The following is a 23406-nucleotide window of genomic DNA, read 5'->3' as shown; positions in this document are numbered from 1 at the left end:
AAGCCGGCAACCGACTTCTGCACCTCGGTGACCCGCTTCTGGACGTCCGCGACGTACTCACGGACGGCCTCGACCACGCGGTCGGTCACGCCGACACCGGCGTACAGGGGGCGGGTGGCCGCCTCGGGGATCTGGGTCGTGATGTCGAACTTGTTCTTCGCCATGATCTGCTCCTTCGGGTGGTGGGTTGGTCCGGCGTTCGCCGGGTCGTTCAGGGGGCGTCCTGCCCCGCGTTCAACGCGAGGAAGGACGCGTACACGTCGAGCAGGGTCTGCTTCTGCCGCTCGGTGAGCAGCTGGTCGCCGAGGACGGCGAGCTCGACCGAGCCGCCGATGGTGTCGTCGGGGCTGACGATCCCCGCCCGCAGGTAGAGCTGCTCGGCGGAGATCCGCAGCGCCTTGGCCAGCTGCTGCAGCACCTCCGCGGACGGACGGCGCAGTCCCCGCTCGATCTGGCTCAGGTAAGGGTTGGAGACGCCCGCCTGCTCGGCCAGCTGACGCAGCGACAGCCGCGACGACAGCCGCTGCTCCCGCAGGTAGTCGCCGAGCGTCTCGACGGTCTTTCCGACCTTGGTCCGGGCCACGCCCCCCATCGTGCTAGCCATTGCTAGCAGACTGCAAACCGAACGCCGGTGAGTGCGGTCACATCCACCGGAATCCCCTGTCAGTGCACGGCATTTCCGGTGCTCGGCCCGCTAACAACAGGCAGCAGACGTGATCATCCGGAGGCGGTCTGCTCCCGCGCGGCGGTGAGCTGGGACCCGATCACCTGATCCAAACCGATCCCCCTCACCGCCCGATGGCGGCAACGGGTGCGAGCGAGTGCCCCCAGCCCGATCAGGAGAACACGGCCCGGATCTCGCCCACCGGCCGGCCGCCGCCGAGCAGCTCGACGACACCGGTACGGCGGACCGCCTCCGCATCGACCCCGGCCTCGTCGAGGACACCGGCGCGACGCAACGCCTCGACCATCAGCACCGGCCGCACCCGGGCGGCGCCGTCGTCGGTCTTGAGGGCGAAGGCACGCCCGTCGGGCAGCGCGACCGCGTAGCAGCCCTCCGCGCCGGCCTTGCCGATCGCACCCGGGATCGCGGTCAGCAGCGCCAGCTCGTCGCGCGTGGTCCCCGAGACGTACGCCGGGTGGGCGCGGATGGCGTCCGCGATCCGCACGGCATCGGCGTCCGGCGCCCCCGAGGCGGAGACGCCCAGGGCCAGCCGGCGGAAGGCCCTCGCCAGCCCGGCCAGGGAGGCGGAGAACAGCGGTGCCCCGCACCCGTCGACGGCGGTGACCGCGATCGGCGCCCCGGTCACCTCGGCGAAGGTGGCGGCGATCGCCTGCTGCAGCGGATGCTCGGGGTCGCGGTAGGTGTCGGTCGGCCAGCCGTTGACCACGCAGGTGGCCAGCATCGCGGCGTGCTTGCCGGAGCAGTTCATCAGCACCGGCGCGCGTCCGGCGCCCTCCCGGATCACCGCCTCCCGGGCGTCGTCGTCGAGCGGGTAGTCCGGCGGCGTCTTCAGCGCGTCCTCGGTCAGACCGACCCCGGCGAGGATGCGGCGTACGCCCTCGACGTGGAACGGCTCGCCGGAGTGTGACGCGCAGGCCAGCGCCAGCAGCTCGGGCGGGAGGTCGAGACCGACCCGCACCATGCCCAGCGCCTGGACCGGCTTGTTGCACGAGCGCGGTAGCACGGGGACGTCGGCGTCACCGACCGACCAGGCGACGCTGCCGTCCGCGTCCAGCGCGACGAGCGAGCCGTAGTGATGACCCTCGACGAAGCCGTTGCGGACGATCTCGGCGACCGGTACGGCGTTCACCGGGCGCCCGCGGGACGACGCGTGGCGGGACGGGTCTGAGCGGGAGAGCGAACTGGCACCGAGCCACAGTAGCGACGCTGGCAGGATGGCCACGTGCCGACGCCCCAACACTGTCCGTCGCCGCGGGAGCTGGCCGATCTCGAGCTCCTCGCCGGTGGCGCCCTGGCGCCGCTCACCACCTTCAACCAGCCCGACTCGCCGGTCACCCTGGGGGTCCCCGAGACGCTCGCGGGCCAGGACGTCGAGCTCGTCGACCCGGAAGGGCTGCCGCTGGCACTGCTGCATCCGGACGGCTCCTTCGAGCCGCTGACTCACGCCCAGCACGGGCCGTTCCGCCGCCTCCACCTGACGCCGGCCGAGGTGCGTGAGCGATACGCCGGAGCGACGTTCGTGCCGGTGGTCGACGCCCTGACCGAGACGGAGCTCGACCGGCTACGGGGACTGGCGACGCCGGTGGTCCTGCTCGCCCTGACCGGGCCCGGCACCCCCGAGCTCTCCCCCGTCGCGCTGCTCCGCGCGTCCCTGGCAGCCGCGCGGCACCTCCCGGACGCCGCCGTGGTCGCGGTGCCGCTCGCTTCGCACGGCGACATCACGATCGACCACGAGCTCGGCGCCCAGGTCACGGCGGCGTACGCCGGGCCCGACCCGGTGCTCGGCCTGGTGGATCCCGGGGACGAGGACGACGACTACCCCGACGACATCGCCGCGATCGTGGACGCCGACCAGCCAGGTCCGGATCGGCGCGGGCTGGTGCTGTTCTTCACCGGGCTGTCGGGCAGCGGCAAGTCGACCGTCGCACAGGCGGTGATCGACTCGTTGCTCGAGTCGGGCGAGCGCACGGTGACCAGCCTGGACGGCGACGTCGTACGCCGGAACCTGTCGGCCGGGCTCACCTTCAGCCGCGAGGACCGCGAGACGAACATCCGCCGGATCGGCTGGGTGGCGGCCGAGATCTCCAGGCACGGGGGCGTCGCGGTGTGCAGCCCGATCGCCCCGTTCGACGCGACCCGTCAGGACGTGCGGGCGATGACCGAGGCGGCCGGCGGGTCGTTCTTCCTGGTGCACGTGGCGACCCCGCTGGAGGAGTGCGAACGACGCGACCGCAAGGGGCTCTACGCGAAGGCGCGGCGCGGTGAGATCCCCGAGTTCACCGGGATCGCGTCGCCGTACGAGGAGCCCGCGGACGCAGACCTGCGCATCGACACGACCGGCCGCACGATCGCGGACTGTCGAGACGAGGTGCTGTGGGCCCTGGCCGAGCGTGGACACATCAGCGCTCCCGTGTCCGTCGAGCCCTCCGAGGAACCCATCCATGTCCTCTTCGTCTGCACCGCGAACATCTGCCGCTCGCCGTACCTCGAGCTCCGCGCCCGCCAGCTGCTCGGCCCGGACTCCGGCGTCGAGGTCAGCAGCGCCGGCACCCAAGGCTTCGACGCGGAGCCGGTCAGCGAGACCATGGAGGCGGAGTTCGCGCGCTGGGGCACGGACACGACGTCGTTCCGCAGCCGCGTGGCGACCGGAGACCTGGTCGACCGGGCCGACCTCGTGCTCACGGCCGAGGCCCGCCACCGCACCTGGCTGCTCGAGGACCGGCCGGCGGCGTTCCGCAAGATCTTCACGCTGGGGCAGTTCGTCGCCAGCGCCGAGGCGGCAGACCCGGACCTGCGCGGCCGCGACCTGATCGCCGCCCTGGCCAACCGCCGCGTCCCGGCCGCCGCCGACCACGACATCGCCGACCCCTACCGGCGTGGCCCGGAGCACGCTGCCCGCGCGGCCCTCACCATGGAGACCATGCTGGAGGTGGTCGTGGCTCGGCTGCGCCGTGTCCCGGACGACGGGGATCCGATCTAGCCATGGGCGGCTGGCTCACCGCCGACTTCTTCTCGATCGTCGGCGCCGGCTTCTTCGTCGGCATCGTGGTCGGACTGACCGGCATGGGCGGTGGTGCCCTGATGACGCCGGCCCTGATCTTCCTGGGCGTCGGGAACGCGTCCGCCGTGGTCACGGCGGACCTGACGGCGGCCGCGGTCTCGCGCAGCGCCGGCGCCGCCACCCACGCGCGCCAGGGCTCCCCGAACATGCCCCTCGCCCTGTGGCTGATCGTCGGCTCCGTGCCGGCCGCCCTGGTCGGCCCGTGGGTGATCCACGGCCTGGCGGGCGGCAGTCCGGACTCGCTGAACCGCCTGCTGATGAAGTGCATCGGGTTCGCACTGCTGTTCGCGGCTGCGACGTACGCCCTGCGTCTCTACATCAACCTCCGGCGCGTCCACGACGAGACCGGCCTCGCGGACCCCGATCCCCGCATCCGGCCCCTCATCACCTGTGGCGTCGGCGCGCTCGGCGGCCTGCTCGTCGGCGTCACCAGCGTCGGGGCCGGCTCGGTGATCATGATCGCGCTGCTGATGCTCTATCCCGGACTGTCCCCGGTCCGCCTGGTCGGGACCGACCTGGTGCAGGCGGTCCCGCTCGTGCTCGCGGCCGCGGGGTCGAACATCGTGATCAACGGGCTGGACTGGCACATCCTGGTGCCGCTGGTGCTCGGGTCCACCCCGGGGACGGTGCTCGGCGCCCGCCTCGCGCCGAAGGTGCCTCAGTCGTTCATCCGGCGCGGCATCGTCGTGGTGCTGACCATGTCCGGTGTGGCGCTCCTCGACAAGTCGGGTTGGGCGCCCTTGGGCGCCGGGAACGACGACACGCACCCGGTCCTGATCGCCCTCGTCGGCGTGGCCATGGTCGTGCTCGTCCCGCTGGTGTGGGGCCTGATCCGGCGGACGGAGGGCCTGCCCATGTTCGGAGCCCCGACCGTCGCCGAGCTCGAGGGCGAGCCGGGCAGGCGGCCGCGCCGCACCTCCACCTCCGACACCGAGGACCGGCGCCAGGTTCCCTGAGCCCGGTCTGTTCACCTGCGCCGCGGTCACCCGCGGGGCACGCCGTACGACGGGACCGGGCGCGTCGGATTCGACAAATTGAGGTGATTCAGTAGACTTACATGCCTTGCCCTCACCTTCCCTGGAAGGACCGACGCCATGGGTGACTGGCTCACCGTTGACTTCTTCTCGATCATCGCCGCCGCGTTCGTGGTCGGCTCCGTCGTCGGCCTGACCGGTATGGGCGGCGGCGCGCTGATGACGCCGGCGCTGATCTTCCTCGGGGTCGGGGACGCCTCGACCGTGGTGACCGCCGATCTGACCGCGGCCGCGATCTACAAGACCGGCGGCGCGGTCACGCACGCCAGGGAGGGCAAGCCCAGCTGGGCACTCGCGAAGTGGCTGATCCTGGGCTCCGTGCCGTTCGCCCTGGCCGGGCCGTGGATCCTCCACCACCTCGCCGGATCGGCCGACGATCTCGACACGCTGCTCAAGAAGTGCATCGGGTTCGCGCTGCTCCTCGCGGCCGCGACGTACGCCCTCCGGCTGGTCATCAACCTGCGCCGGGTCCGGGGCGGCGGCGCGGAGGCGGATCCCGACCCGAGGATCCGCCCGCTGGTCACCGTCGCCGTCGGCGCGCTGGGCGGCCTGCTGGTCGGCGTCACCAGTGTCGGCTCGGGCTCGGTGATCATGATCGCCCTGGTGATGCTCTACCCGGGGCTGTCGGCGCTCCGCCTGGTCGGCACCGACCTCGTGCAGGCCGTCCCGCTCGTGCTGTCCGCCGCGATCTCGAACATCGCCCTGAACGGCCTCGACTGGCACCTGCTGGTGCCGCTGGTGCTCGGGTCGACCCCCGGCACGATCCTCGGCAGCCGGATCGCCCCGAAGGTGCCGCAGTCGTTCATCCGCCGCGGCATCGTCGTCGTGCTCACGATGTCCGGCCTCGCGTTGCTCGACAAGGCCGGCTGGGCTCCCCTGGGCTCGGGCGAGGACCAGACCCACCCGGTGCTGATCGCGCTGGTCGGCCTGGCGATGGTCGTCGTACTGCCGTTCGTATGGGGCCTGATCCGGCGGACCCAGGGGCTGCCGATGTTCGGGGCCCCCACCGTCGCCGAGCTCGAGGGCGGAACGCGGCCCGAGCCGGGCGGGGCAGCCGTGGGACAGGCGTCAGGAGACGTCGTCCGCCACGATCAGGCCAAGATCCCGTAGCCGGTCGACGAACTCACGCACGTCGGGACCCACCACGTCGTCGGGGACCTCGAACGCCTCGGCCAGGTCGTGCACGATCTCGGCCACGGTCCGGTCGCCGTCGATGCAGCCCCAGATCTGGGCCGCCGAGCCCTCGAAGACGTACGGCGGGAGCTCGAGGTGGTCGAGGTCGAGGACGACCACGCGCTGGTCGGATTCGTCGGCCGACTCGACGTACGCCGTGCTGGTGGCGCGCCGCCAGACGGCGGTCCCGGCGTCGGCCGGACCACCTGCGCCGGCCCGGTCGTCGGGCTCGACGCCTGCCGCCGAGCTCCCGCTGTCGGTCACGCCGCGAGTTTAGGCGTGGCAGCATCCGCCGATAGCATGATCGCTGCGTTCCCCATCGAGAGGCCCCCGCACACCCATGACTGCCGCCCCACCGACCCATGTCGACTACCAGCTGAGCCAGCTCGACCAGCTCGAGGCGGAGTCGATCCACATCTTCCGTGAGGCCGCGGCCGAGTTCGAGAAGCCCGCGCTGATGTGCTCCGGCGGCAAGGACTCCATCGTCATGCTGCGCCTGGCGGAGAAGGCGTTCTACCCCGCCAAGCTGCCGTTCCCGGTGCTCCAGATCGACACCGGCTACGACTTCCCCGAGGTGCTGGCGGCGCGTGACAACTGGGTGCAGCGGCTGGGAGCACGCCTGGTCGTGGCCAGCGTGGAGAACGCGATCGCGAACGGCATCGTCGTCGACGACGGCAAGACCAGCCGCAACCGGCTCCAGATCGGCACGCTGCTCAACGCCGTCGAGGAGAACGGCTTCACCGCCCTCTTCGGCGGTGGCCGCCGCGACGAGGAGAAGGCACGCGCGAAGGAGCGCGTCTACTCCCACCGAGACGACTTCGGCCAGTGGGACCCGAAGAACCAGCGCCCCGAGCTGTGGAGCCTCTACAACGGCAAGCTGCACGGCGGCGAGCACATGCGGGTCTTCCCCCTGTCGAACTGGACCGAGCTCGACATCTGGCACTACATCGGCCGCGAGCAGATCGAGATCCCGTCGATCTACTTCGCCCACGAGCGGCAGGTCTTCCAGCGCGACGGGATGTGGTTCACCCAGAGCGAGTTCAACCCCTGCAAGGAGGGTGAGGAGGTCGTCACGAAGACCGTGCGCTTCCGCACCGTCGGCGACCTGACCCTGACCGGCGCGGTGGAGTCCGACGCCGACACCATCGACAAGATCATCGACGAGATCGCCGTCGCCCGCGTCACCGAGCGCGGCGCGACCCGTGGCGATGACCGGTTCTCCGAGGCCGCCATGGAGGACCGGAAGAAGGAGGGCTACTTCTGATGGACCTGCTCCGTTTCGCCACGGCGGGATCGGTCGACGACGGGAAGTCCACCCTCATCGGTCGGCTCCTGCTCGACTCCAAGTCGATCTTCGAGGACCAGCTGGAGGCCGTCGAGGCCACCAGCCACTCGCGTGGCTACGACTACACCGACCTGGCTCTGCTCACCGACGGCCTCCGTTCCGAGCGCGAGCAGGGCATCACGATCGACGTCGCCTACCGCTACTTCGCGACCCCGGCGCGGAAGTTCATCATCGCCGACACCCCCGGGCACATCCAGTACACCCGGAACATGGTCACCGGTGCCTCGACCGCCGACCTCGGGCTCGTGCTGGTCGACGCCCGGCAGGGCCTGACCGAGCAGAGCCGTCGACACGCCGTACTGCTGTCGCTGCTGCGGGTCCCCCACCTGGTCCTGGCGATCAACAAGATGGATCTCGTCGACTGGTCGCAGGAGATCTACGACCGGATCCACAACGAGTTCACGCAGTTCGCGACCAAGCTGTCGATCCCCGACCTCTCGGTGATTCCGATCTCGGCGCTCAAGGGCGACAACGTGGTGACGCGCTCGGAGAACACCCCGTGGTACGCCGGCCCGACGCTGATGCACCACCTCGAGCACGTCCACGTCGCGTCCGACCGCGACCTGGTCGACACCCGCTTCCCGGTGCAGTACGTCGTACGCCCGAAGTCCGACGAGTTCCACGACTACCGGGGGTACGCCGGCCAGGTCGCCGGCGGCGTCCTGAAGCCCGGTGACGAGGTCGTCGTCCTGCCCAGCGGCATGACGTCGACCATCGAGGGCATCGACATGTTCGACCAGGAGATCGACGAGGCCTTCCCGCCGATGTCGGTCACGGTTCGCCTCGCGGACGACGTCGACGTCAGCCGCGGCGACATGATCGCCCGGGTCAAGAACGCCCCCAAGCCCAGCCAGGACATCGACGCGATGGTCTGCTGGATGACCACCGAGCCGCTGCGCCCCCGTCAGAAGCTCGCGATCAAGCACACGACCCGGATGGGCCGGGCGCTGGTCAAGGACATCCAGTACCGCCTCGACGTGAACAGCCTGCACCGCGACCAGGACACCAAGGAGCTCGGCCTCAACGAGATCGGCCGCGTCCAGCTGCGCACGACCGTGCCGCTGCTGTGCGACCCGTACTCGAAGAACCGCACCACCGGCTCCTTCATCCTGATCGACGAGGCCACCGGCGTCACCGTCGGCGCCGGGATGATCAACTCCGGCTCCTGAGCACTCGGGCCACGTGACATGACGCGTGTCGTCGCCACGTGGTTCTACGAGCAGGAGCGCGCCGAGGGCGGCGCCTACGCACAGGTCAGCGGCGACTCGTCGACCCAGGAGTTCCGCGACGTCTATCGGCGGTGCCTCGCGGTTTTCTTCGCGACCGCGCGGCGGGTCGTCCCCGACGCGCGGCTCGTGGTCTACCTCAACAAGGGGTGGGACCCCTCTGCGTCGCGTGTCTCGAGCGAGGTGTACGGCGTTCTCGAGCGGCTGGGCGTGGAGCGTCAGGTCCTTCCCTACACGTTTGCGCCCCCGCCGCGATGGCCGGCCGGGTGGCGCAACCAGTTCTTCGTGTTCGACGCACTCCGCGCCCTGGGCCGGTCCAGCGATGAGTCCGACCCCGCCGTGCTGCTCGACAGCGACATCGTCTGGTCCGGCGCCGCGGCAGGCGAGGCCATGTGGGACCAGATCGGCGAGCGAGGCGCGCTGACCTACCGGGTCGGCTATGGCCCCGATCACCCCATCAACGGCTGTTCACGTCGTCGGCTGACCGAGCTCGCGCAGCGACTGGGCATCGAGAGCAACGGCGTCGTCGACTACTCCGGGGGCGAATTCGTCGCCGCGCGAGCCGACGTCTGTCTCGGCCTCGTCGCGAAGGCTGAGGAGCTATGGCCGGGCGTGCTCGAGCGCCACGAGCGGGGCGAGATCACACAGATCGAGGAGGCCCACCTCCTCAGCCTCTGCTACTCGGCCCTCCGAATCGAGCAGGGCACCGGCGACCCGTTCGTGAAGCGGTTGTGGACCCAGCCGTTCAAGCATCGCAACGTCACACCGGAGGACCTCGATCTCCCGCTGTGGCACGTGCCAGCCGAGAAGAAGTACGGCCTGCGCCAGCTGTACCCGCACACGCTCCGGCCTGACTCGTCACTCTGGTCGTGCCCGGACGACGCCTACCGCCGCCGTCTCGGCCGCGCGCTCGGCGTGCCGGCCAACACGAGAGTCAAGGTCGCCGCCGACGTGACCAGAGCGGTCGCTCAACGGATTCGGCGCGCCGGCCCTAGCCGACGTCGCGGAGCGTCCCCTCGTGGGCGCGATACCACCCGACGGTCGAGGTGATCCCCTCGCGCAGCCCGATGGAGGCGGTCCAGCCTGCCCGCTCGAGCGTGGTGACGTCGAGGAGCTTTTGGGGCATTCCATCGGGCTTGGAGTCGTCCCACCGGGTTTCACCGCGGTAGCCCACGACTTCCGCCACCGTCTCAGCGATCTCACGGACCGTGGCGTCGCGGCCGGTGCCGACGTTGACCTGGCTCGGGCCGTCGTAGTGCTCGAGGAGGTGCAGGCAGGCCATGGCCATGTCGTCGACGTGCAGCAGCTCACGCCGAGGGGTGCCGGTGCCCCAGTTGGTGACGTACGGCGCGCCGGTCCCCGCCGCGTCGACGTACCGGCGGATGAGGGCCGGCAGGAGGTGACTGCCCGTGGTCGAGAAGTTGTCGCCCGGGCCGTACAGATTGGTCGGCATCGCCGAGATCCAGGGAAGGCCGTACTCGCGGCGCACGGCCTGGATGCCCAGGATGCCCGCGATCTTGGCGATCGCGTAGGCGTCGTTGGTGGGCTCGAGGTGCCCGGTCAGCAGCGAGTCCTCACGGATCGGTTGGGGCGCGAGACGCGGGTAGATGCAGGACGAGCCCAGGAACAGCAGACGCTCGACCCGCTGCTCGAGCGCCGCGTCGAGGACGTTGGTCTGGATGCGAAGGTTGTCCGAGAGGAACTCGACCGGATGGCTGTCGTTGGCGAGGATGCCGCCCACCTTGGCGGCGGCCAGCACGACGTAGCGCGGTCTCGTCTCGGCGAAGAAGTCGAACGTCGACGCACGGTCGCGCAGGTCGAGCTCGCCCGACGACCGGCCGCGAAGATCCGTGAAGCCTGCGGCCTCGAGCCGGCGCCACACGGCCGAGCCGACCATGCCGCGGTGACCCGCGACGTACGTCGTGGCCCCGCGGTCGAGCGGGCCGGGAGTGAAACCCGAGGTTGTGGTCATGGGGTCGCCGGCCATTCCGGCAGGCTCACCCTGTCGATCCACGGCCGCCCCTCGTGCTCGAGCGCCTCGATGTCGGCGTCGACCATGATCTGCGCCAGCCGCGCCCCGTCGACGGTCGTCTTCCAGCCCAGCACCTTCTCGGCCTTGGAGGCGTCACCGCGCAACGCGTCCACCTCGGACGGACGCAGGTAACGCTCGTCGAACCGGACGTGCTCCTGCCAGTCGAGGCCGGCGTGACGGAACGACGCCTCCACGAAGTCGCGGACCGTCATCGAGCTTCCGGTGGCCAGGACGAAGTCGTCGGGCTCGTCGGCCTGGAGCATCCGCCACATGCCCTCGGCGTACTCCGGGGCGTATCCCCAGTCCCGCTCCGCGTCGAGGTTGCCCAGGTAGACGTGGTCGTCGAGCCCGGCCTTGATCCGCGCGACGGCACGGGTGACCTTGCGGGTCACGAACGTCTCGCCACGACGCGGCGACTCATGGTTGAACAGGATCCCGTTGACGGCGAACAGCCCGTACGCCTCGCGGTAGTTGCGGGTCGCCCAGTACCCGTAGACCTTCGCGACGCCGTACGGCGACCGTGGGTAGAAGGGCGTCTCCTCGTTCTGCGGCGGAGTCTCGGCGCCGAACATCTCCGAGCTGGATGCCTGGTAGTAGCGACACTGCACCCCGGACATCCGGACCGCCTCGAGGAGGCGCATCGCCCCCAGCGCCGTGGCGTTGCCGGTGTGCTCGGGCTCGTCGAAGGAGACGCGTACGTGTGACTGGGCGCCGAGGTTGTAGACCTCGTCCGGATCGATGTCCCGCATGAGGCCGATCAGGCGCGCACCGTCGGTGAGGTCGCCGTAGTGCAGGTACATCCGGGCGTTCTCGTCGTGCGGGTCCCGATACAGGTGGTCGATGCGCCCGGTGTTGAACGTCGAGGCGCGTCGGATGAGCCCGTGGACCTCGTAGCCCTTGCCGAGCAGGAGCTCGGCCAGGTACGAGCCGTCCTGTCCGGTGACGCCCGTGATCAGCGCTCGGCGCACGGCTGCTCCGTTTCGAACGAGGAGTGGTTCGCCGGCGTCGTCGGGCACGGCGACTGAGGCCATGAGCATAGCCAAACAGCCGTGTCGCACGAGGCGGATGTGACAAGGTGATCGGGTGCCCGAGCTCGCCGACTCGCCCGCGGCGACGTACGCCGTCTGCTCGGTGCCGATCAGCGCGGTGGACGCCTCCGAGGCGGCGAGACGCATCGTCCGGGACGCCGTGGAGGCGCGAGCCTGCCAGGTGCACCTGTGCAACGCGTTCACCCTCTCGCTCGTCGACCAGGACGACGACCTGCGAACGGCGCTTCTCGAGGCGGACCTCAACCTCGCCGACGGTGTGCCGGTGGCGCTCCTGGGCCGCCGTCACGGCATGAAGGGCCCGGTCCGTGGAAGTGAGCTGGTCGGGAAGGTCGCCACGATGGGAAGCGGACGGCTTCGTCACTACCTCTACGGCGGCAAGGACGGCATCGCGCAGGAGATGGCCGGCCGTCTCCAGCATCATGTGCCGGGCCTCCAGGTCGTGGGCACCGAGTCGCCGCCGTTCACCCCCATCACCGACGAGCACGTCGGCGGTCTGGTCCGCCGGGTCGAGGAGTCGCGCGCGAACATCCTCTGGATCGGGCTGGGGACGCCTCGCCAGGACTACCTCGTGCGTCGCCTCGCCGACCGGCTGTCGATGCCGATCGTGCCGGTCGGTGCTGCGTTCGACTTCTGGGCGGGCTCGATCAAGGAGGCCCCGCGTGTCGTGCAGGGCACCGGCCTGGAGTGGCTCTACCGCCTCGCCGTCGAGCCGCGCCGGCTGTGGCGTCGCTACCTGCTCGGAAACCCGCGCTTCCTGCTCAGTGCCTGGCGCCACCGGGGGTAGTCGTGCGAGTCCTGGTCGCGCACAACCGATACCGGTCCGCTGCGCCGAGCGGGGAGAACCGACTCGTTGACGCCGAGATCGCTCTCCTGCGTGACGGCGGGGTCGAGGTCGTCGAGATGATCACGGAGAGCGACGACATCGCGCCCGGGCTGCGCGGGGCGCTCCAGGCTGCACCCGGGCCGGTCTACTCCCCGTCCGGCGTACGTCGTTTCCGCCGCCTTCTCGAGGAGTCCCGGCCAGACGTGGTCCACCTGCACAACGTCTTCCCGCTCATCTCTCCGTACGTCGTACGAGTCGCCGGCCGCGCCGGTGTGCCGGTCGTCCAGACGGTGCACAACTACCGACACGGGTGCGTGAACGGCCTGCACCTGCGCGACGGGCATCCCTGCACCGACTGCCTCGGGACGAGGTTCGGGCTGCCGGCGGTCCGGCACGGCTGCTACCGCGGCTCACGCCTCCAGACCCTGCCGATGACCGCCGGACAGAATTTTCATCGCTCGACCTGGCGCGAAGGCATCTCCCGCTACCTGGCGCTCACCCCGTTCGCGCGCGACAAGCTGGTCGCGACCGGTGTTCCGGCCGAACGAGTCACCGTGCGGCCGACCTGGGTGCCGGACCCCGGTCACGACCCCGAGCCCGGCAACGACGTGCTGTTCGTCGGTCGTCTCGACCAGGCGAAGGGCGTTGACCGCTTGCTCGAGGCGTGGGCCTCGGGCGGGCGCCGGTCGGGTCGACGGCTCCGGATCGCCGGCGACGGTCCGCTCGCGGCCGCCGTCGCAGCAGCCGCCGCTGCCGACGACAGCATCGAACACCTGGGTCCACTCGACCCGGCCGGCGTTCACGAGGCCATGCGGCTTGCGGCGTACGTCGTGGTCGCTTCGCGGGTGTACGAAGCCTACCCGCTCGTGGTGGCCGAAGCCTTCGGTACCGGTAGGCCGGTGCTGACCGTCGACGGCGGCAGCGTGGGTTCCGTCGTCGGTGGCGAGGGCGGGTGGACGGTCGCTCCCACCACACGCGCGATCGCCGATGCGATCCGCAGCATCGACGACCACGACGTCGCCCGGCAGTCGGTTGTCGCCCGTGCGCGGTTCGAGCGCGACAACACGCCTGCCCGCGGGCTCGAGTCCTTGCTCGAGGTCTACGGCGAGGTGATGCGATGAGGTGTCACCCGAGCACCCTGCGGTACTCCTCGACGTAGAGATCGGCCACCGCCGACATGCGGAAGTTCTCGGCCCGAGCCCGGGCCCTGGCTCCCCACGCCTCACGCTCGCGCACGTCGAGCAGCGTGCGCATGGCGTCGGCCAGGCCCCCCGGGTGAGTGACGTCGGCGAGGACACCCGATCGACCGTTCTCCAGCAGCCACGGCACGGCGCCGCTCCGTCGCCCCCCGACCACGGGAACGCCGGCTGCCATCGCCTCGACCAGCGTCATCCCGAACGACTCTTCTCGCGCCGGGTGGACGAAGACGTCGAGCCCCGCGAGGTACGCCGGCACCTCGGTCGCCTCCACTCGCCCGCGGAACTCGACGCCGGCGTGCAGTCCTCGTTCTCGAGCCCAACGGTGCAAACGGTCCTCGGGCCCGCACCCACCACCGGCGACGGTGAGGTGCGCGGGCGAGCCGGCACGGGCTCGCACGAGGCCGAAGGCCTCGAGCAGGGGACCTAGGTTCTTGCGACGGTCATCGCTGGTGACGAGGCAGCCGAAACGCACGCCGTCCGCGCGCTCGGGCGACGGCACGTCGAAGTACGCGTCGGCGATCCCGTTGGGGATCAATGAGCAGGACTTGCGGTAACGCGAACGGACCTTGCCCTGGATGTACGGCGAGACAGCGCTCACATGCTTCGCCGCGGCCAGCGCCCGCACCTGCATGCCCAGCCGGATCGCGCGGTACATGTCGCGGTACTGGGCGAGGACGGCCGGCGCCCAGTCATGGACGGTCACCAGCGTCGGCAGGCCGGAGCGCTCCGCCGCGAGCGCGAACTCATAGGTCCAGTGCGCGTGGACGATGTCGGGCGTGGCCGACCGCAGAGCGTCGGCCAGGAGGCGGCGCTCGACGCGGAAGCCGTCCAGGGCGCGGTCACGGGCGCGCGGACGCATCGGGAGCACCGAGACGTCCAGAGACGGCCCGGTGAGCTGGTAGGGGCGCCCGGCCGTCGGATCGAGCGTGACCACGTGCACGCGGTGGTTCAGCTCGACGAGCCTGAGCGCGAGATGGGCGGTCATCGGGAACGGATAGCCCCGAGACGTCACCACCGACGTGAGCGCGGGTTGCAGGAGCTGGAGGTCGAGCGGCCCGGTGAGCGCCACCCTCATGAAGAGGCCTCGGGCACGCGGCGCAGGAGCTTGGCGTACGGCACCACGAAGAAGAACGGCGCGAGCACTCCGGTGTGCCGGCGGCAGGCGTGCCACCACATCTGCGGCGGCAGCTCCTTGATGCTCCGGGTCGCCCGCCAGCGCGCTCGGAAGCTGGGCAGGCTTCGCCGCGTCGCCGGTGGGTTGCGCGAGCAGGTGCCGATGATCCCCGGTGCCTGCACCACCTCGAACCCGGAGCGTGTCGCGGTGAGTCCGTAGTCGACGTCGCCGAACGCATGGGGGAACAGGTCGCCACGCACTCCACCGATGGCGTCGAGGACCGCACGCCCGACGAGGACGACGTTGCCGTTCATGGTCCGCGCCGGCTCGGGCCGCGCGCTGACCGGTATCGGCCGGAATGACAGTGGGGCGAGTCGCGTGGACGTGAAGCCGCCGTACGTCGGCACACCCGTCGCGTCGCTGAGCTTGCCGGCCACGATCCTGTCGGGTCGGGCAACGCTCAGGAGCTCGGAGAGCGCGTGCGGCTCGAGCAGGACGTCGTCGTTGAGCCAGAGGTGGAAGTCCGCCGTGTCGCGCGCGTGGCTGCCGGCGATCTGCATCCCGCCGCCCCAATAGACGTCGGTGCCCGCCCGCACCACGACGACATCGGGGTATCTCTCGGCGACCCTGACGGGGGTTCCGTCCGTGCTGCCCGCGTCCACGAGAACCACCCTGACGTCGGCGTCGCCACTGCGTTGGCCGGCCAGGGACTCCAGACAGGCGAGGGTCTTCTCGCGGCGGTTGTGCGACGTGATGAGCACGTCGATGCGGATCAAGCCCATCTCCCCTGGTCGCCTGCACCCCGGTCGGGAACTGCACCGTAGTAGAGCAGGTCTCGTCGCCGGTCCCAGCCCTCCACGGGCGTCGCGAGGACCTCTTCCGTGACGTGAACCGCCCCGTCGGCGGCTACCGGAAGCCCGCGGGCCCGGACGTGACCGTCGCGCAGCGCGAGCGCCTGGTGCGTCGGAGAGCCCGGAGCCTGTTGGGCGGACTCCATGCCCCAGATCGTCGCGAAGCCGTCGACGACTGTGAGCTGCGGTGCGTACCAGAGGTAAGGGCGGTCGGAGAGAAATGCGGCAAGCATGGAAAAGCTGGAGACCGAGCACACGAGGATGTCGCAGCTGGCAAGCACGGCGAGCTCCTGCACGGGTGCGGCGACGCCCCGCCCGCGGACCACGCGTACCCGTGACTGCTCTGTCAGCTCGGACAGCTGGCCTTCGGCGGCGTCCGTGCACACGACGTACGACGCTTCCGGAAGCAGATCGGTCAGCGAGCGGACGACGCCTGTGAACCACGAGACCGGGACGGAGCGGTTGAACGTGCCCGGTTCAGGAGGAACGGCGCCGAAGTCTCCTCGGCGGACGTGCAGGCCCACAGTCACATCGCTTCGATCAGTGGCCGACGCCACCAGCTCCCTCGCACCTGGGGCTGCAAGCACCGACTGGCGCAGCCCCGGACGCGACCGAGCGATGGAGGCGTATCCACCCCACATTCCCGATGTGACGAGGAGACGTGCGCCGTCGAGCCGTCCGGCCGCGCGCGCCGCCGAGACCGCGGCCCCGAAGTCCACCTGCCCCGTCTCCCGGTATAGGTTCTCGGTGAGCTCGCGGGATGGCGACAGGCCGGCCACCAGCTCCGCGCGCAGCATCGCCCCCGGGGAAATGCCCAGCTGGGCACCGAGCCTGTATCTGTTCATCAGCCATCGGGGGGCCAGGAGCCGGAGGTCAAGCGCCTCGGCCGCCAGCATCGCCTTGCCCCACGCCACCGCCTCGTTGCCGAGGCCGGCCCCGCGGCGTCCGGTGCCCGATGCGGTCACAGCCGCGAGCTTCACAGGGACGGCTCCCGGGAAGCGCCAACCCGCGTCAGCGGCGATGGAAGAAGTCCGCGCGCGCGCATGACCCGCCACTCGGGCCGCAACGGCAAGCTCACGACGAACAGCACCCCGACGATCGCGGCCGACAGAACCAGCGATGCCCACGACCCGAGCCCGGCGCTCGCGCGGGCGCACAGCCACCCGACCAGACCGATCGCGAGGCCGAAGGCGAACTGTGAAGCGGCGGCCGGCAGCAGACCGCGGACAGCGCCGAGACCTCGCTTGTCCAGGACCATGGTGAGCGAGGCGAGACCGGGCAGTGCGACCACGAGCGTCGTGGCGGCCGCCACCTCGGACGATCCGAGCGCATAGGACACCAGGGCGACACAGACGAGGGCAGGGAGCATCGCGGCCTGGGCCACCCTCACGTCTCTCAGGAAGCTCAGCGTCTCTGCGGCGTTGGCGAGGAGGGTGAACATCAGGTACGCCGCACTACCCGCCGCCACCACCGGCGTGTACTTCGCCCCTTCGATCCAGTTGGAGCCGAGCCACACATCGATCAGAGGGTGAGCGCAGGCGGCGAGAGCCGTCATCATAGGGACGGCGACTGCGCCAGTCATCACCACCAGATCTCGGAGGGCCCTTCCTTGATCCTCGACCTCGATCGAGCGGTAGTACGGCTGGGCCGACCTCACGAGACCGAGGCTGAGGGCAGCTACGACCATCGTGGGGATGGCCGATGCCCGTGAGAACAGGCCGAGCTCGTGAGCATCGTCGACCCGGCTGACGAGCCAGACCGGGACCGCGCTCAAGGCCAGGAAGAAGAGGTTCTGGAGCACGATCTGGGTGTTGGCGCGCCGCACCGACCATCGTCGGTCGAGGCGGGCACGGGGATACCGGTCCCTACGGAGCAGGAAGGTCCCTATCAGCAGGGACCCAGCAGCCGTGATCGGAGACACGACCAGGAGCACCGGCTGACGCCACTGCCAGACACAGGCGAGTCCTACCAACAGACCAAGCATCACGGAGCCAGCCTGGGTGAGGGCGTCCGCTCGCGCCCGGCGCTCGCGTCGGAGCAGTGCCGAACTCGTGGTGGCGAGTGGAGAGAGCCCTACCTGAAGGCTGAGCCAATGGATCATGGTCTCCGCCGAGGGCGTGTCGTAGAGCGAGGCCCACGCCGGCGCCACCAGCCAGGTCGCAGCGCCGCCGATCACGGCCTGCTGCGCCGCAATCGACCAGAGCTTCCACACGCGCCCTCGGGTCAGCTTCGGCTCTCGGAGCACCGCCGTCGCTGTGGCCGAGTTGAGGATGACTCCGAGCACACCGGTGATGGACATCGCGGCGGCGAACACTCCGAAGGCCGTCGGGGCAAGGAGCCGCGCGGTTGCGGCGCCCGTGCCGACCTGCACCACGGTGACGAGCACCTGGCTCCCCACCAGAACGACGGCTCCGCCCGCGACTGCCCGGACCCGACTCATGGCGTCCGGATGAACACGCCGTCAGCTTGGAGGAGCCGTCCGGAGGTGGGGTCGGCGAACCCTGGGATCAGGGCGGCGAGCTCGAAGCCGTGACCCGACAAGAGCTCCACGGTCTCACGCCAGAGCATGGATCCCTCGTAGAGCGGGACCAGGGACATCTCCGCCTGCACGCCCACAAGGCGATCGTCGGCGAGAAGATCAGTCGCACCGTCGAGGACCGCACGTTCGTATCCCTGCACGTCGAGCTTGAGGAAGCAGCGACGACCGCTGACGTGGTCGCGCACCAGCTCATCGAGACGATGGAGCGGCACTCGCTCATCGGCGACGTACGTGGCACCGGGAGCGGCCGCCATGTGGCTGGCGAGCATGGGCAGCACCGACGATGAGGCGCCGGCGTTCCCGGCTACGTGGACGAGGGCGTCTCCCTCGTGGTCCCCGACCGCGCATCTGACGACGTCCCAGAGTGGGTCGCCCTGCGCGACGGCCGCGAGTCGAGCGAACGGCCCGGAGAGCGGCTCGAAGGATATGACGCGTTCTCGGTAGCCGAGCCGGCGCAACGTTCGCGCATAACCCCCGGCATTGGCCCCGACGTCGAACACGAGGTCGACGCGAAGATGTGCCAGGAGCAGCGAAACCCCATGCAAGGGATCACTCTGTGGGTAGCGCTGGACATCGAGCCCCATCCACTTCTGCGCCCATCCGCGAGCTGTGTGGGCCAACGTCATGGCACCGCCACCACGCCACTTCGCACGTCGTCCGGCTGGGGCGGAGTCGACTCTTGATCGCCAGCACTCGGAGCGAGGGTGACCCCGATCGCCACGGCGAGCAACGGTGCGACGTACAACTGGATGTTGTACGCGTAGCAGAAGGTCATCAGTCCGACCGCCCAGGCGACGCCGACGGCCTGACGGGACTTCAAATTGCGCCATACACCGCGACCCATCGCCAGGACGAAGGCCGTGACACCGATGAGGCCGATTCGCAGATAGAGCGAGACGTAGTAGTTGTGGGGGGCGAAGTACTCGATCGTTCCGTTCGGCTCACGGCGGACGTATCCCGAGCCGAACGGCTGGCCGAGCAGCACCGTCGTGGATCCCATCTGGTTCTGCTGACCGACGAGCGTGCGCCAGGCCAGTTGGCGATCCACGAAGGTGCCGCGACTGTGATAGGCGAGCTCGAACTTGTGGATCAGCGGATCGAGGGTGCCGGCGGAGTAGAGGACGAGCACCACGAGCCCCGTGAGCAGACCCAAGCCGAACAACCGGGCCCGGAGCTTGGGTGCGAGCAGCGCCAGCGAGGCGACGGCGAGGATCAGCGCGGCCCAGACGGACCGCTGCTGGCACAGCGCACACAACGTGAGGAAGCCGACGGCGACGAGGCGAAGGGTGAAGCGTGTCTCGCGGACCAGGAGAGCAAGCCCGATGAGCCCGAGTATCAGGGCCTGGGTCGCCACCAGCGGACGGCTGGTGACTTCGTCACCATTGACCAAGATCAGCTCGTCGACGTTTCCGAGACCGCGATGCCAGATGTGAATCGAAACCACGACGGTCAGCCCCAGTGCGGTGACCCAGCACCAGCGCCGCAGTTCTCGGGAAAACTGAGGCAAGGGCATACGAGTCCACACCCACAGGGTCGCTGCCGCGAGCTGGACGATGGCACGGACCTCGTTGCCGGCCGTGGCGGCTCCGAACTCAGAGAAGCCGCGCACGAGCGAGATCAGGACCAGTGCGGCAACCATGCCCCAGAGGGCCAGGTCGGCCGGTTCTGCGCGTTTGAGGACGCCTGGAGTCGTGAACACCGCCACGAGGAGGACGATCGCCGTTGCGTCCTGCGGGTAGATGGCCAGTCCACCGACATTCATCAGGGCGCCCGGATTGGTCCAGTCTCCGGCGGCGATGACCAACCCGGCCAAGGTGAGCCACGCGACCATCGGATGACGACGCGCCAAGGCTACGAGGGCGACCAGCACCACCAGCGGCAGCAGCAGGAGCAGCTTGGACAACACGGACCCCAGGAGAACGAATACGACGGGCGCCCGGCGCCCGGACGGGACGTCACTGTGCGGACCCCCCGGCATCCGTCAGGATAGTGGGCGGTTTCCGGCAAGACCGGGAAACCGAGAGTCCCGTCGTCACTTCCGCGAACGGCGAAGGGCTTCGAGCAGGCCGTCAGCGACGTGGTCGACCATCGCCTCGACGGTGTACCTCGATGCGGCCTTTCGACATCCCGCGCGCAGGCGTTCCAGACGCTCGGCATCCCCCAAGAGGGCGGCGACCTCAGCGGCGTACTGCTCGGCGGAGACTCCGGAGGGGAGACACACGCCGTTGACGCCGTCCTCGAGGTACTCGATCTCCGGACTGTGGAATGGAAGCTCGATGGTGACCATCGGGCACTCGTGCGCGAAGGAGTCGACCACCGCGAGGCCGACCAGTCCCGGCATCAGGAGCAGCTGGCTCCGCTCGAGCTCGGCGGCCGTCTCCTCGCCGAACATCGAGCCGCGGTGGTCCAGCCAGCCCTCGGACGACGCCGCCCGCTCGACGAGACCGCGGTCCTCACCGTCGCCGATCACGACGAGACGGAACTCGGGCCGCAGCTCGGCGATCCGTCGACCCGCCTCGAGCAGAAAGTCGATCCGCTTGTCCGGGTAGAGGCTTCCGACGTACACGCACCGGTCCGGAAGACGTTCGACAGGTGCGGCCGGCGGCGTGACCGCGACCGCGTTCTGCACCACCGTGATCCTGTCGCGCGGGAAGCCGGTGGCAGCGACTCGCTCGGCCGACCCTGCGGTGTAGGCGAGCCACCAGTGCGGTCGCGCACTGAGGCGACGTTTCACCGCCTCGCCGGCTCGAGCGACGAGGTCCCCGCTTGCCTGCAGATTGCCGCCGTGTCCCCAGAGGACGAGGCGCGGTCGACCGCGGAGGAGGTAGCGGCCCAGGAGGAGGTGGTTGAGCAGATGTCGATTGGCCTGCTCCACCACGACGAGGTCGGCCCGGTCCAGTAGATCGCGGGGCACCGGTTGCCACACGGCCCGGGGGGCTCCGGGAAGCAGGGCCAGATGGCGGTTCGCCGTGGTGACGGCCCACGGCAACGCTCCTTGGTCCCCGCGCCGGGCGCGGTCACCCCGAGCGAATCCGTGGACGACTGTGAGCTCGACCCCTTCCCGACCGAGACGGTCACGAAGGCCCGCGAAGAAGGGGACGCGATACTCCGGCAGCAGCTCTTGGACGACCACCACGGACGCGCTCGGGCCGGGACCGGAGGAGTCGACCGAAGGAGTCGTCTCAGCGCCTCGGCCGCGAGCCCTCCGGACCTGGGCGACCGCGGATGGAACAGCCCCGAGGCCGCGCCGCAGGCGGCGAGCCCGAGCGCCGAGCACCGCCTTCCGACCCTCGGGAAGCGAAGGGTCCGCCAGCCGGAGCTCCTTCTCCGACAGCATCAGGGCGTACCAGATGAACTGCGGTCGCGCCCGCCAGGGCCGGCGCCGCAGCTCCTCGACCCAGCTGACCGCCGCACGACCACCGCCCATCGTCCGGAGGTTCCACACACGCAGGTCAGCCTCACTCGTGGTGCCGACGCCCACTGGCGGAGCACCCAGACGGGAGAGGAACGGCGCGGCGGTGTCGGCGGCGCCCAGAGCGTGGGCCAGGGTCGCCAGGTCCACCAACCCCGATTCGTCGAACCGGGACCCCGCCTTGCCCAGCACGTCGTCGAGCGCGGACCGGTGGAAGGACCGGTCGGGGTCACGCAGCGCATGAAGAGCGAGAATCAAGGTGTGGCCGGCCACGTCTGGCGTCGGCACCGTCCGGGTGGCGATCGACGCCTCGGTACGCCGCGCCCACAAGGTGTCGAACACGGTCTGCGGCTCGGCGAAGAATCCCGGGAACCTGTCGTGGACGTCGAGCTCGCACGGCCACTGCGGATGCCGATACGTCCAGGAGTGGAGGGGAAGGACTCGCGGCGACGTGTGGGGGTCCTCGTCGGCCCAGCCGAGGCTCGACAGACCGTCACCCAGCAGGTCGCGCTGCGCAGGGTCGACCATGACGTCCACGTCCACGGAGACATGCCTGGTGCGCAGGCCCTGCTGATCCGCAACAGGACCCTTGATGAAGAGCACCCGGACGCCGAGGTCTCCGGCCAGGCGGTTCACCAAGGCGTACGCCAGCGGGACCGCCTCCGTCAGGGCCAGCTCGCTCACAGGCTCATCATGCCGGGGCACGTCGCCGCCGGCCGCTCAGTCGTCGAGCTCGACGAGGGACAGCTCGGCGAGGGACCGCAGGGCGTTCTGGGTCAGCCGGTCCGCCTCGCCGCCGCCGGGGTCGCCGAACTCACGGATCAGCATCTCGGTGACCTCGGTCGTCGGCACCCAGCGGTCGTCGAGCATGCACCACGCCGCCGTCGCCAGCTCCGAGAGCAGCGCCACCATGCCCTTCGTCGTGTAGACGGCCGCTCGCCCGTCCTCGACGTACTCATCGAGGACGTCCAGCCGACGCACGCGCATCAGAGGTCGCCGTCCAGGATCGCTCGTACGACGGGGCGCAGCTGCTCGGCCTCGGCGTACGTCGCACGGCGTACGCCGCCGACCCGATGGGCGAGGTCCGCCATCCGGTGGAGTGGCCTCTCCATGTCGCGCGTGTACGACGTCTGCGCCATGAGCTCGGGCAGAGCATCCACCGTGGCCAGGGACTCGACCAGCGCATCACCACGGTGCTCGGGCTCACGGCAGAGCTGCACCAGCCCCACCAGTCGGAAGCCCACCTCGCCCGGTCGCACGAGGCCCAGTCGTCCGGGCGAGACCTGCTCCTTGAGCCGCTCGGTGGGGTTGACGATGATCGAGAGCGGCTTGAAGTACGGAACGACCCTGAGGTCGGCGGCGACTCCGGCCGTCTCGTCGGACAGGTAGATGAGGTCGGTGCACAAGGTGCGGGCCAGCGTGGTTTTGCCCGCGCCCGATGGGCCGTAGAGCACCACGGTGTCGCCTGTGCTCGGATCCGCGACGGCGCAAGCGTGGAACATGACCAGGTCGTGTCGACGTTCCGTCACCGCCAGGCGGGTGACCAGGGGGCTCAGCCGGTCCATCAGCGTCGGCAGGTCGTGCCCGGACAGCGAGGTGGCGCCGGAAGACCTCGCAGGCGTCGTAAGCCCAGGGTCGAGCTCGACCTTGACCTGCTGGAACGGCCCCGCACCATCGTCCCCCGAGACCAGGCACCAGTCCCAGGCGGCCAGGACGGAGTCGGCCAGGTCGCCCGCGCGCGAGCCCTCGCAGTGGATCTCGAAGCCGACTTCCAGAGCTTCCAGACGCACGCGCGGCGGATCACCTACGCTGGAACCTCGCACCCGGGGGAGTGTAGAACCCGCGGACCCCGCGGGGAGGAGA

The 23406-nt window shown here is 70.1% G+C and carries 22 protein-coding genes; 8 read left to right on the top strand and 14 right to left on the bottom strand.

The window, feature by feature from the left end; translation table 11 throughout:
• Window positions 1–211 precede the first annotated feature (211 nt).
• Complete coding sequence (locus VGK78_RS08930; RefSeq protein WP_331527259.1) at window positions 212–604, bottom strand: helix-turn-helix transcriptional regulator; 393 nt, start codon at window positions 602–604, stop codon at window positions 212–214.
• Window positions 605–836: 232 nt separating this feature from the next.
• Complete coding sequence (locus VGK78_RS08925) at window positions 837–1814, bottom strand: asparaginase (RefSeq protein WP_331527258.1); 978 nt, start codon at window positions 1812–1814, stop codon at window positions 837–839.
• Between the two features lie 93 nt (window positions 1815–1907).
• On the opposite strand from VGK78_RS08925, the gene cysC reads away from it, so the two are divergent.
• From cysC to VGK78_RS08910, 3 genes are all read left to right on the top strand, one after another.
• Window positions 1908–3665, top strand: coding sequence for an adenylyl-sulfate kinase (gene cysC, locus VGK78_RS08920; protein WP_331527257.1), 1758 nt, complete (start codon window positions 1908–1910; stop codon window positions 3663–3665).
• A 2-nt stretch (window positions 3666–3667) separates the two neighbouring features.
• Window positions 3668–4702: a sulfite exporter TauE/SafE family protein gene (locus VGK78_RS08915; protein WP_331527256.1), complete on the top strand. Its 1035-nt coding sequence runs from the start codon at window positions 3668–3670 to the stop codon at window positions 4700–4702.
• A 138-nt stretch (window positions 4703–4840) separates the two neighbouring features.
• The gene (locus VGK78_RS08910; protein ID WP_331527255.1) at window positions 4841–5890 is read left to right on the top strand and encodes a sulfite exporter TauE/SafE family protein; all 1050 of its coding nucleotides are present in this window, start codon (window positions 4841–4843) and stop codon (window positions 5888–5890) included.
• On the opposite strand, the gene VGK78_RS08905 is transcribed toward VGK78_RS08910, so the two are convergent.
• Window positions 5849–6217, bottom strand: coding sequence for a PqqD family protein (locus tag VGK78_RS08905; RefSeq protein WP_331527254.1), 369 nt, complete (start codon window positions 6215–6217; stop codon window positions 5849–5851). The genes VGK78_RS08910 and VGK78_RS08905 overlap by 42 nt on opposite strands.
• A 76-nt stretch (window positions 6218–6293) precedes the next feature.
• On the opposite strand from VGK78_RS08905, the gene cysD reads away from it, so the two are divergent.
• The 3 genes from cysD to VGK78_RS08890 are packed head-to-tail and all read left to right on the top strand — an operon-like array spanning window position 6294 to window position 9574.
• Complete coding sequence (gene cysD / locus VGK78_RS08900) at window positions 6294–7217, top strand: sulfate adenylyltransferase subunit CysD (RefSeq protein WP_331527253.1); 924 nt, start codon at window positions 6294–6296, stop codon at window positions 7215–7217.
• Window positions 7217–8467: a sulfate adenylyltransferase subunit 1 gene (locus VGK78_RS08895; RefSeq protein ID WP_331527252.1), complete on the top strand. Its 1251-nt coding sequence runs from the start codon at window positions 7217–7219 to the stop codon at window positions 8465–8467. The genes cysD and VGK78_RS08895 overlap by 1 nt, the downstream gene beginning before the upstream one ends.
• Before the next feature lie 18 nt (window positions 8468–8485).
• Window positions 8486–9574 carry a hypothetical protein gene (locus VGK78_RS08890; protein ID WP_331527251.1) on the top strand — a complete coding sequence of 363 codons (1089 nt, stop codon included), beginning with the start codon at window positions 8486–8488 and terminating at the stop codon, window positions 9572–9574.
• Here the strand turns inward: VGK78_RS08890 and VGK78_RS08885 are convergent.
• Window positions 9516–10511 carry a GDP-L-fucose synthase gene (locus tag VGK78_RS08885; RefSeq protein WP_331527250.1) on the bottom strand — a complete coding sequence of 332 codons (996 nt, stop codon included), beginning with the start codon at window positions 10509–10511 and terminating at the stop codon, window positions 9516–9518. The genes VGK78_RS08890 and VGK78_RS08885 overlap by 59 nt on opposite strands.
• Window positions 10493–11524, bottom strand: a complete 1032-nt coding sequence (gmd, locus tag VGK78_RS08880) for a GDP-mannose 4,6-dehydratase (protein ID WP_331527249.1) — start codon at window positions 11522–11524, stop codon at window positions 10493–10495. The genes VGK78_RS08885 and gmd overlap by 19 nt, the downstream gene beginning before the upstream one ends.
• 115 nt (window positions 11525–11639) lie before the next feature.
• Between gmd and VGK78_RS08875 the strand changes: the two genes are divergently transcribed.
• Complete coding sequence (locus VGK78_RS08875) at window positions 11640–12389, top strand: WecB/TagA/CpsF family glycosyltransferase (RefSeq protein ID WP_331527248.1); 750 nt, start codon at window positions 11640–11642, stop codon at window positions 12387–12389.
• 2 nt (window positions 12390–12391) lie between these two features.
• Complete coding sequence (locus tag VGK78_RS08870; RefSeq protein WP_331527247.1) at window positions 12392–13549, top strand: glycosyltransferase; 1158 nt, start codon at window positions 12392–12394, stop codon at window positions 13547–13549.
• A 4-nt stretch (window positions 13550–13553) separates the two neighbouring features.
• On the opposite strand, the gene VGK78_RS08865 is transcribed toward VGK78_RS08870, so the two are convergent.
• From VGK78_RS08865 to VGK78_RS08825, 9 genes are all read right to left on the bottom strand, one after another.
• Entirely contained in the window at window positions 13554–14702 is a 1149-nt protein-coding gene (locus VGK78_RS08865; protein ID WP_331527246.1) for a glycosyltransferase family 4 protein, read from the bottom strand.
• Window positions 14699–15517 carry a glycosyltransferase family 2 protein gene (locus VGK78_RS08860; RefSeq protein WP_331527245.1) on the bottom strand — a complete coding sequence of 273 codons (819 nt, stop codon included), beginning with the start codon at window positions 15515–15517 and terminating at the stop codon, window positions 14699–14701. The genes VGK78_RS08865 and VGK78_RS08860 overlap by 4 nt, the downstream gene beginning before the upstream one ends.
• A complete protein-coding gene (locus tag VGK78_RS08855) occupies window positions 15514–16506 on the bottom strand; it encodes an alpha-1,2-fucosyltransferase (RefSeq protein ID WP_331527244.1) in 993 nt (330 codons plus the stop codon). Before VGK78_RS08855 ends, VGK78_RS08860 begins: the two co-directional genes overlap by 4 nt.
• Before the next feature lie 62 nt (window positions 16507–16568).
• Window positions 16569–18032, bottom strand: a complete 1464-nt coding sequence (locus tag VGK78_RS08850) for an oligosaccharide flippase family protein (RefSeq protein WP_331527243.1) — start codon at window positions 18030–18032, stop codon at window positions 16569–16571.
• Window positions 18029–18715, bottom strand: coding sequence for an FkbM family methyltransferase (locus VGK78_RS08845; protein ID WP_331527264.1), 687 nt, complete (start codon window positions 18713–18715; stop codon window positions 18029–18031). Before VGK78_RS08845 ends, VGK78_RS08850 begins: the two co-directional genes overlap by 4 nt.
• A 38-nt stretch (window positions 18716–18753) precedes the next feature.
• On the bottom strand, window positions 18754–20037 hold the full coding sequence (locus tag VGK78_RS08840; RefSeq protein WP_331527242.1) for a hypothetical protein: 1284 nt from the start codon (window positions 20035–20037) through the stop codon (window positions 18754–18756).
• A gap of 126 nt (window positions 20038–20163) precedes the next feature.
• Window positions 20164–22227: a glycosyltransferase family 4 protein gene (locus tag VGK78_RS08835; protein ID WP_331527241.1), complete on the bottom strand. Its 2064-nt coding sequence runs from the start codon at window positions 22225–22227 to the stop codon at window positions 20164–20166.
• Between the two features lie 36 nt (window positions 22228–22263).
• Window positions 22264–22530, bottom strand: a complete 267-nt coding sequence (locus tag VGK78_RS08830; protein ID WP_331527240.1) for a hypothetical protein — start codon at window positions 22528–22530, stop codon at window positions 22264–22266.
• Window positions 22530–23333, bottom strand: a complete 804-nt coding sequence (locus tag VGK78_RS08825; protein ID WP_331527239.1) for a hypothetical protein — start codon at window positions 23331–23333, stop codon at window positions 22530–22532. Before VGK78_RS08825 ends, VGK78_RS08830 begins: the two co-directional genes overlap by 1 nt.
• Between the last annotated feature and the right edge of the window lie 73 nt (window positions 23334–23406).

The sequence above is a fragment of the Nocardioides sp. genome (assembly GCF_036503465.1).
Taxonomy (GTDB): Bacteria; Actinomycetota; Actinomycetes; order Propionibacteriales; family Nocardioidaceae; genus Nocardioides.
Note: the sequence above shows the minus strand (reverse complement) of the source record. Positions and strands in the feature narration are given on the sequence as shown.

Excerpts from the sequence above, each read along its gene's own strand:
- VGK78_RS08930 (WP_331527259.1), bottom strand. The coding sequence starts at position 604 with ATGGCTAGCACGATGGGGGGCGTGGCCCGGACCAAGGTCGGAAAGACC.
- VGK78_RS08915 (WP_331527256.1), top strand. The coding sequence starts at position 3,668 with ATGGGCGGCTGGCTCACCGCCGACTTCTTCTCGATCGTCGGCGCCGGC.
- VGK78_RS08910 (WP_331527255.1), top strand. The coding sequence starts at position 4,841 with ATGGGTGACTGGCTCACCGTTGACTTCTTCTCGATCATCGCCGCCGCG.
- cysD (WP_331527253.1), top strand. The coding sequence starts at position 6,294 with ATGACTGCCGCCCCACCGACCCATGTCGACTACCAGCTGAGCCAGCTC.
- VGK78_RS08895 (WP_331527252.1), top strand. The coding sequence starts at position 7,217 with ATGGACCTGCTCCGTTTCGCCACGGCGGGATCGGTCGACGACGGGAAG.
- VGK78_RS08890 (WP_331527251.1), top strand. The coding sequence starts at position 8,486 with ATGACGCGTGTCGTCGCCACGTGGTTCTACGAGCAGGAGCGCGCCGAG.
- VGK78_RS08885 (WP_331527250.1), bottom strand. The coding sequence starts at position 10,511 with ATGGCCGGCGACCCCATGACCACAACCTCGGGTTTCACTCCCGGCCCG.
- VGK78_RS08865 (WP_331527246.1), bottom strand. The coding sequence starts at position 14,702 with ATGAGGGTGGCGCTCACCGGGCCGCTCGACCTCCAGCTCCTGCAACCC.
- VGK78_RS08850 (WP_331527243.1), bottom strand. The coding sequence starts at position 18,032 with ATGAGTCGGGTCCGGGCAGTCGCGGGCGGAGCCGTCGTTCTGGTGGGG.
- VGK78_RS08845 (WP_331527264.1), bottom strand. The coding sequence starts at position 18,715 with ATGGGGCTCGATGTCCAGCGCTACCCACAGAGTGATCCCTTGCATGGG.
- VGK78_RS08830 (WP_331527240.1), bottom strand. The coding sequence starts at position 22,530 with ATGCGCGTGCGTCGGCTGGACGTCCTCGATGAGTACGTCGAGGACGGG.